Source organism: Sulfuricurvum sp. (genome assembly GCF_049305995.1).
In the GTDB taxonomy this organism is placed as follows: Bacteria; Campylobacterota; Campylobacteria; order Campylobacterales; family Sulfurimonadaceae; genus Sulfuricurvum.
This window is the reverse complement of the sequence record NZ_JBAQPS010000399.1, coordinates 1-8,293: the sequence shown is the minus strand read 5'-3', so window position 1 is coordinate 8,293 and position 8,293 is coordinate 1. Positions and strand designations below refer to the sequence as shown.

General features: G+C 40.1%; 8 protein-coding genes and 2 pseudogenes. 9 read left to right on the top strand and 1 reads right to left on the bottom strand.

Going from position 1 to position 8,293, the window contains the following annotated elements; genetic code table 11:
• Positions 1-4 precede the first annotated feature (4 nt).
• Positions 5-835, top strand: coding sequence for a D-alanyl-D-alanine carboxypeptidase family protein (locus WA010_RS13425; protein ID WP_422557623.1), 831 nt, complete (start codon positions 5-7; stop codon positions 833-835).
• 37 nt (positions 836-872) lie between these two features.
• Here WA010_RS13425 and WA010_RS13420 read toward each other — a convergent pair whose 3' ends face one another.
• Positions 873-1,547, bottom strand: coding sequence for a response regulator transcription factor (locus WA010_RS13420; protein WP_422557621.1), 675 nt, complete (start codon positions 1,545-1,547; stop codon positions 873-875).
• A gap of 154 nt (positions 1,548-1,701) precedes the next feature.
• On the opposite strand from WA010_RS13420, the gene WA010_RS13415 reads away from it, so the two are divergent.
• The 8 genes and pseudogenes from WA010_RS13415 to WA010_RS13380 all read left to right on the top strand — a co-directional run.
• Complete coding sequence (locus tag WA010_RS13415; RefSeq protein WP_422557620.1) at positions 1,702-2,082, top strand: PAS domain-containing protein; 381 nt, start codon at positions 1,702-1,704, stop codon at positions 2,080-2,082.
• 810 nt (positions 2,083-2,892) lie between these two features.
• A pseudogene (locus WA010_RS13410) lies at positions 2,893-3,207 on the top strand (methyl-accepting chemotaxis protein); the annotation flags it as partial.
• A gap of 31 nt (positions 3,208-3,238) precedes the next feature.
• Positions 3,239-3,727, top strand: coding sequence for a PAS domain-containing protein (locus WA010_RS13405; protein WP_422557619.1), 489 nt, complete (start codon positions 3,239-3,241; stop codon positions 3,725-3,727).
• A gap of 697 nt (positions 3,728-4,424) precedes the next feature.
• Positions 4,425-4,718, top strand: a pseudogene (locus WA010_RS13400) (methyl-accepting chemotaxis protein); the annotation flags it as partial.
• Positions 4,695-5,156, top strand: a complete 462-nt coding sequence (locus WA010_RS13395; protein WP_422557622.1) for a CZB domain-containing protein — start codon at positions 4,695-4,697, stop codon at positions 5,154-5,156. The pseudogene WA010_RS13400 and the gene WA010_RS13395, both read left to right, overlap by 24 nt.
• A gap of 125 nt (positions 5,157-5,281) precedes the next feature.
• Positions 5,282-5,599, top strand: coding sequence for a hypothetical protein (locus WA010_RS13390; RefSeq protein WP_422557618.1), 318 nt, complete (start codon positions 5,282-5,284; stop codon positions 5,597-5,599).
• 5 nt (positions 5,600-5,604) lie between these two features.
• Positions 5,605-7,563 (top strand): ribosomal protection-like ABC-F family protein, encoded by a 1,959-nt coding sequence (gene abc-f, locus WA010_RS13385; protein WP_422557617.1) that lies wholly within the window; start codon positions 5,605-5,607, stop codon positions 7,561-7,563.
• A 9-nt stretch (positions 7,564-7,572) separates the two neighbouring features.
• The coding region (locus WA010_RS13380; protein WP_422557616.1) for a D-hexose-6-phosphate mutarotase at positions 7,573-8,293 on the top strand (721 nt) is incomplete at its 3' end.

Genomic DNA, 8,293 nt, shown 5'->3' with positions numbered 1-8,293 from the left:
CAATATGATATATCGATATTTAGCCCTTTTATATTTTTTATTTACCTTTTCTTTGTACGCTCAAATCGATAAAGACGAACTTGATAAACTCAATGTGGAAGCTTTATTAATCAAAGAGCTCACTACGGGTGAAGTGATCTATTCAAAAGAAGCTCTAAAAGAGGTCAAACCTGCTAGTTTAACTAAAATCATGACAGCTATACTGGCACTTGAACAGGGGAATTTGAATCGTCCGATTACCATTACAACAGAAATGACAACCGTCGAACCGACCAAAGCAGGCTACAAAGAAGGAGAGATAATCTCTTTAGAAGATTTAATCAAAGCGACCATGATCAAATCGGATAATGATGCAGCAATGGCAGTAGCCATCGCCATCGGAGGAGATTTAAATACCTTTGTCGAAATGATGAATATTAAAGCCAAACAAATCGGCATGAATAATACCACTTTTACCAATCCTTGCGGTTTTGACATCGGCGAACACCACTCGACACCTATGGACCTTCTCCATCTAGCCGAATACGCTATACAAAATCCTTTGTTCAATGATATCACTAGACAAAATCAACATACTTATTATTCACTCAACACGAATCGAAAATTTGTTGCCAAAACTCATAACTATCTTTTGAACCGTTATGAATATGCTGTCGGAGTCAAAACAGGCTATACCTCAAAAGCAGGCCCTTGTCTCATCGCACGAGCCAAAAAAGAGGGAAATGACTGCTTAATCGTTATGCTCAATGCCAAAGAAAATCGTTGGATTATTGCTCAACAAATATTTGAACAAGTATTTTTATTGCCGGTTATTGAGTATTGGAGAGATGTTTGATTTTATTTGGAACTTTCTACAATTCTTCCTCTTATTTTTATAAAAGCTTATATCCCCATTTTGCAACAGAAACGATATGGATAAAAGGGAGTTTTTTTCGGAGATCTCTTATAATACATTTAATAGGATTATGCGTTTTTGAAGAGCTATTGTAAATCCGTTCTTCAATATAATCATATTCAATGACTTTACCCCGATTTTCAATGAGCAATTCAAACATCATTATCTCTTTATTCGTCAAAGATATCTCTTTATTTTGAAAAAATATTGTTTTTGATTCATAACTATAATAAGCATTTTCATATTCATCAAATGTAATTTTACCGGTATGGTAATTCTTTTTTTGACGTATACGATGAAGCGTATCATTTAACTTTGAGTATGTGATTGGTTTAATCAAATATTCATCGAGTTTTAACGTCACAGCTCTCATTAGATACTGCTGATGAGAATGGGCAGTTAACACAATAATTGTCGTATCCGGGTCATTTTTACGTATTTTTTGAATTAACGCCAATCCATCCATCTTAGGCATTTCTATATCCGTAATAATAATATCCGGAGTATATTCGTTATAATATTTCCACCCCTCTTGTCCATCAAATGCACTGATAACGGTATTAAATCGATTCTCTAAAAAAAAAGCGATATTTTTATTACTCTCTCTATCATTATCGATAATTAAAATGCTGTTAGGTGACTTTACTCGCATTGGTTTCCATTTCAGCTATTTATTTAATAATTATTAAAAGTTAACTACTCTTTTTCTACACTTTTATGGGTTAAGATTGTTATCTATTTATTTAAAGTAGCATGAGCATTTTACTGAATTATATTATAATGTACTCAAAACAAGGGATATAAAAATGGAAGAAATACTTAAAGATACCGATTTTTTAGTCTCTCAAACAGATTCAAAAGGTAAAATTCTTTTTGCCAATGAAGATTTTTGCAAAATTGCGGGTTATACTCTCGAAGAACTGATCGGAAAACCTCACAGCATGGTTCGTCATCCTGATATGCCAAAAGCAGCTTTCAAAGATTTATGGGATACCGTTCAACGAGGTAAAGTTTGGAAAGGCTATGTTAAAAATGCAACTAAAGAAGGTGGTTTTTACTGGGTCTTTGCCACTGTTTATCCAAATATTGAGTGTAGCGATAATGAAGGAGGATACCTCTCTTGTAGACGAAAGCCTTCTCGTGATGAGATCAAAGCAGCAGAAAATCTCTATCGAACCATGCGTTAAGAAAGGTCATAAAGAATGCAAAAAAGTACAAAAATTATTATTTTATTAGCCATAGGTATTTTGGGATTAGTATTATTGCTTATTTTAAATTCTATTTGGATTGCAGCAGCGGTCATTCTTACTCTTATGAGTAGTGCTATCGGCATCACTCTCTCATCTTCTTCCGAGTCAGAGCTCTTTTCACAACATTTAAATGATTTTGAAGAGTTATTACAATTTAAACGTAACCAAATTGTTCCCATCCCGGCTGAACCAAATAGTATAGAAGAAAAATTAAACCATATTGCTAAAATACACGAAGCAATATTAGAACAAGATACTAAAGTAGCAGGGGAAATGGTACTCCTTGCCGATAAAGTTGGTCGTGGTCATTATATGTGCCGTGTCGCAAGTGACAGCAAAACCCCCCATGTTCATCTCCTACGAAAAACGATGAATGCCATGCTCGATTCAACCGAAAAAAATCTCGATCAAGCAGTCAGTGTTTTAGAAGCACTAAGCCAAAGAAAATTTTCGACACGTACACACATAACCGTCGAAGGAAAAATGGGGGAAATGCTCGAAAAAATCAATGATCTAGCAACAGCACTTCAGTCTATGGAATCTCAAAATAACGAAGCTAAAGAAGTATTAAATAACAATACCAAACAACTTAAAAGTACCATTGAAACCCTCCGCGTAAACCAATTTGTTGAACTTAACGGTATGATTAATACAACTGTAGAACGAATTCAAAGTGTTGCGAATAAAGAACATGAGCTGTCAGAAAATCTAAAATCACTTGCCGGTAATGCTCAAGAAACGAAGCAGATACTAACAACCATAGGAGATATTGCTGATCAAACGAATCTTTTAGCACTCAATGCTGCTATTGAAGCAGCACGAGCAGGAGAGCATGGACGAGGATTTGCCGTTGTTGCCGATGAGGTACGCAAACTGGCTGAACGGACTCAAAAAAGTTTGGCTGAGACATCCGCGACCATCAATATACTCATTCAAGCTATTAATGATAACAGTGAAGCACTCAATCAGAATATGGATGATATGATGGAGTTGACTCAGTATGTAGGAACAGTAGATGATAAAATGGAAGAGTTGCTTCTGAGTATGAATCGATTAAGCTAGAATAATTACAATCAAGGGGGTTAAAAACAACATGAGCCAACAAGAAGTATTTTTCGGAGAGAATGAATTCATTGTCTCAAAAACAGATTTAGGAGGGCGAGTTACCTATGGAAACGCCTTATTTATCAAAATTTCCGGTTATGAAGAAAATGAATTAATAGGTGCCCCTCATAATATCCTCCGTCATCCTGACATGCCGGCACTTGTTTTTAAACTTTTATGGGAGACGGTCAAAACCGGTGAGGAAATTTTTGCATACGCTCTTAACCAAAATAAAGAAGGAAATTACTATTGGGTGTTTGCCCATGTCACACCATCCATCAATGGAGATGGCAAAATCATTGGATACCATTCTGTTCGACGTAAACCTACAGAAAAAGCATTAAAGGTGATTAAACCTCTATATGCTGAGCTTCTACGTGCTGAAAAAGCGGGTGGGATAAGTGCCTCACAAAAGATTTTCGATACTTTACTGCAACAAAAAGGGGTTTCGTATGAAGAACTTGTCTTCTCTCTCTAAGGCACAATACCTTAACTTTATAGCGTTGGGAGTTTTTACTCTAACGATTTTACTGGAAGCTGTATTTCATGGTTTAGGATGGCTGCAACTCCTCACACTGTTTAATTTTGGATTAGCATGGTTGATGTTTATCCATATTAAAGAAGCACAGCAAACAGTTCGAAGTGTCGGAACAATTTTACGAGAAGCTAATCAAGGTAATTTGGAATCTCGGATAATCCACATTAAAGATCATGGAGAGTTTGCGGAACTATCATGGCAGGCCAATGATTTACTCGATCAGTTAGAAACATTTATGCGTGAAATCAATGCCGGAGTTACTAAGGCAAGTCAGGAAAAATTTTATCGTAAAGTGATCTGCAAAGGGTTAAACGGTGCATTTAATTATAATTGTTCTCTTGTCAATATGGGAATCAATGCAATGGAACATAGTGCTCATAGTCTTCAGCGAACAGCCGTTAATTCCAAATTAAGTGCAATTGGACATGGGGTGGCAGGTGGGTTAAATATTATTCAGCAAGATTTGACAACCAATATTAGCCAACTTGGAGCAATCGTCGAAAAAAGTCAATCAACCGCAGAACATTCAAGCCAAACGGTTGAAGAGCTTGAAGATATTATTATCAAACTTTCCTCTCTCATTGAACTCATTCAAACGTCCAATGATGCAGTAACAGCACTAAACGACAAAACCAATGAAATATCTTCTATCGTTAATTTGATCAAAGATATTGCCGATCAAACGAATCTTCTCGCACTCAATGCCGCTATTGAAGCAGCACGCGCGGGAGAGCATGGACGCGGATTTGCCGTTGTTGCCGATGAAGTACGTAAATTGGCTGAACGAACCCAAAAAGCAACCAGTGAGATTGGTATGTCGATTCAAATACTCCAACAAGATGCTTCAGATATCCAAAATAATTCAGAAACAATGAGTGATATAGCAGGGGAATCGAGTTCAACCATTATGAGCTTTAGAGACACCTTGCATAAATTTAACGGTGATGCACTTGAAACGGCATATCAAGCAGAAAATATTGAGAATTCCACCTTTATTACATTGGCTAAAATCGATCATATCGTGTTTAAATCCAATGCATTTAGTTCAGTATTTGAAGGTAAAATAAAAAATCCATTTGCAGACCACCATAATTGTCGTTTAGGCAAATGGTATGAGGGTGGAAAGGGGAAAGAGCGTTTTAGTATGCTGCCTTCTTACCGATTACTCGAACAACCTCATGCAAACGTACATGCTAAAGTCCATGCAAACCTCACGTTCATTGAGAATTCAGATCGTGTTGTTGAAAATCGAGATGCTGTTATACGCAATTTTACAGAGATGGAAGCATCCAGTGATGAGCTGTTCACAATTCTCGATAATATGTTACAGGAATCTTTTCAACAAAAAACAATGGTTAAACGTCAATAAGCTCTCTTTTTAGCTCAAAGTTTCCGGTACAGTGGATGAGATGTTCTCTTCAAATAGACTGACCGGATACAAAAAAACTCTTCACATTAAATCCTTGCAAGAGAAGATAAGCTATAATCTCAGATATGAACAGTGAAAGCCCTATCTTCCACATTGCACCCACACCTGCCTTACCAACGCGTCAATGCCGTTTTTATGCACGGATGATGGGATATACTCTTAGCTATGGAAACTATATTTTAGCTTTGATTGTTTGGTGGAAAAGTGACTGGTTTATCGCCATCGGAGTGCTCTTGCTCAGTTTTATCGTTTTTGGGATCATCCGTAGCAAACTTCGTAACGATTCCATCCCACCCGTTCAACGTGAAACTCCCTATACCGATTACGCTATCGCGACATGGTATCTATCACGAACAACCTGTTTTACCCTCCCTAAGGAATAATATTTATGGCACTTGTCGATCTTCTCAATGTATCCAAACACTATGAAGCCCAAAAAATTTTAGAAAATATCAACTTCCATATCGATGAGGGGGAACGGGTCGTTATCGTCGGCAAAAACGGAAGCGGCAAATCGACTCTGATGAAAATCGTCCACGGCTCTCTTGATGCTGATGAGGGGGAGCGAATCAACCGACAGGGAATAGAGATCAAAATGCTCTCCCAAGTCCCCGCGTTTGACCCCTCTCATAACGTCCGTGAAGCGATCGAAGCGGGTTTGGGGGAGCTTCGGACGGCAAAAATACGATTTGATGAGATCTCAGCCCTCCTCGCCGAGCAATTTGACAACGAAATTCTCCTCCAAGAGCAATCTCACCTAACCACCTTTCTCGATCATCATAATGCGTGGAATCTCGATGATAAGATCGAGCGGATCATGCACCATTTCATGCTCAAAGAATATGAAACTAAAAAGGTTGATCTACTCAGTGGAGGGGAACAACGCCGTGTTGCTCTCGCTTCACTGCTACTTCTCAAACCTGATATTTTATTGTTAGATGAGCCGACCAACCATCTCGATGTCTATATGGTGGAGTTTCTCGAAGAGCTGATTCTCAAAGAACGTTTTACCCTCCTCTTTATCTCGCATGACCGTTACTTCATCGACCAAATCGCCACAAAAACCATCGAGGTGGAAGATTGTGCTCTGCGTGAATTTAGCGGTGGATACAGCAACTATCTCGAACAAAAGCAAGAACTCTTACGGACGATGGCACAACAGCATGACAACCTCCTCAAGCTTCTCAAAACGGAGAATGAATGGCTCCGTCGAGGGGTAAAAGCACGTCTAAAACGGAATGAAGGGCGAAAACAGAGGGTATTGGCTCTACGGGAAGATGCCAAAAACAACCCGAGCCGCATCCGAAAAATGAAACTGGAGTTGGAGCGCGAAGCCAAACACTTCAACCGTGGAGAGGGTGTAAATCGCCAAAAGATGCTCTTTGAAGTGGAAAATCTGGGACTCACACTGGGGAACAAAGAGCTTATCCGCAATTTCTCCACCCGAATCCTCCAAAAAGACGTCATCGCCGTCGTCGGACCCAACGGAAGCGGTAAATCTACCCTTCTAAAAGCCCTTCTAGGGCGTCTAAAACCAACGAATGGCATTATCAAGATGGGAGAACTCACCATCGGCTATTTCGATCAGCACCGTGAGATGCTCGATGATAATCTCAACCTCATCGAAACGTTTTGTCCTCACGGCGGAGACCGAGTCGATGCACAGGGGCAAGATTATCACGTGTACGGCTATCTCAAGAACTTCCTCTTTCCGCGAGAGTTTCTCGATAAAAAAGTGGGAGTCCTCAGCGGCGGAGAAAAAAACCGTGTTGCCCTCGCCCTGCTGTTTACTAAAAAAGTGGACTGCCTCATCCTCGATGAACCGACCAACGATCTCGATATCCCCACCATCAACATCCTCGAAGAGAAGCTCCAAAACTTTGCAGGTGCTGTTATCCTCGTAAGCCATGATAGATACTTCGTCGATAAAATCGCTAAAAAACTCTTTATTTTTAAAGGGGACGGAACCATCGAAGAGAGCTATAAACCCTACAGCGAATACCTCGAAGATGAAAAAGAGTTGCTAGAGATGGAGGCGATGGAAGCAGAATTTGCCAAATCTGCAACGATTACCGCAGCGGCACAAATCGAAAAGCCCAAAGTTTTCAAACTCACATTTAATGAGCAACGCTCATTGGAAAAATTGCCATTAGAGATAGAAGCCCTCGAAGCCAAGATCGATGAGCTGAATGCCTCTCTCGCCGATCCTAAAAAATACGAAAAAATCGGAATCAGTGTGTTAGCCGAAGAGCTGGAAAAAACCAAAGCTCTCTATGAAGAAAAAGTAGACGAACTGCTCACCATCGAAGAGAAAGCCGAAGAAATAGAAGCACTAAAGAATAGCTAAGGACACCTTATGGATATCGAAACCCTTAACTCCCGTTTTTCCCATGCTGGATACGTCACCTTTAAAAAGGGGCCAGAGGGCTTTCCCATCGCCCTTATCACCACTCCACATGCTACCGCCGCAATCTCCGTGTATGGAGCACACCTACTCTCCTATACCTTTGCTTCTGACGAAAATGATTTGCTATTTCTCAGTGAAAAAGCGATCTTCAAAGAGGGCACTCCGATCCGAGGCGGCGTCCCGGTCTGCTGGCCGTGGTTTGGTCCCGATCCAGAAAAGCTGGGTCGCAGCGATCATGGGTTGGCACGCACCCGTATGTGGAACGTCGTCTCCACCTATTTACTCAAAGATCAAGAGTGCAGTATTAGCTTCGAGCTGAGTGATACCCCCGAGACCTATGCACTATGGCCTCACCGTTTCCGCCTGATACTCAAAGTGACCGTAGGCAAATCACTCACCATGGAACTCACCACCCAAAACCGAGATGATACCCCTTTTGAGATCACTCAAGCACTTCATACCTATTTCACCGTAGGCGATATCACCCAAACAAAGATAACAGGACTCGAAGGATTCACCTACATCGATAAAACCGATGAGAGCCGTGAAAAAAATGACCATACCCCTATCACCATAGAGGCTGAAACCGATCGAGTCTACCCCACCGATGGTGGCGATATAGTGATTCAAAACAGTGCATTAAAAAGAGATATATGTATTGACACAGAAG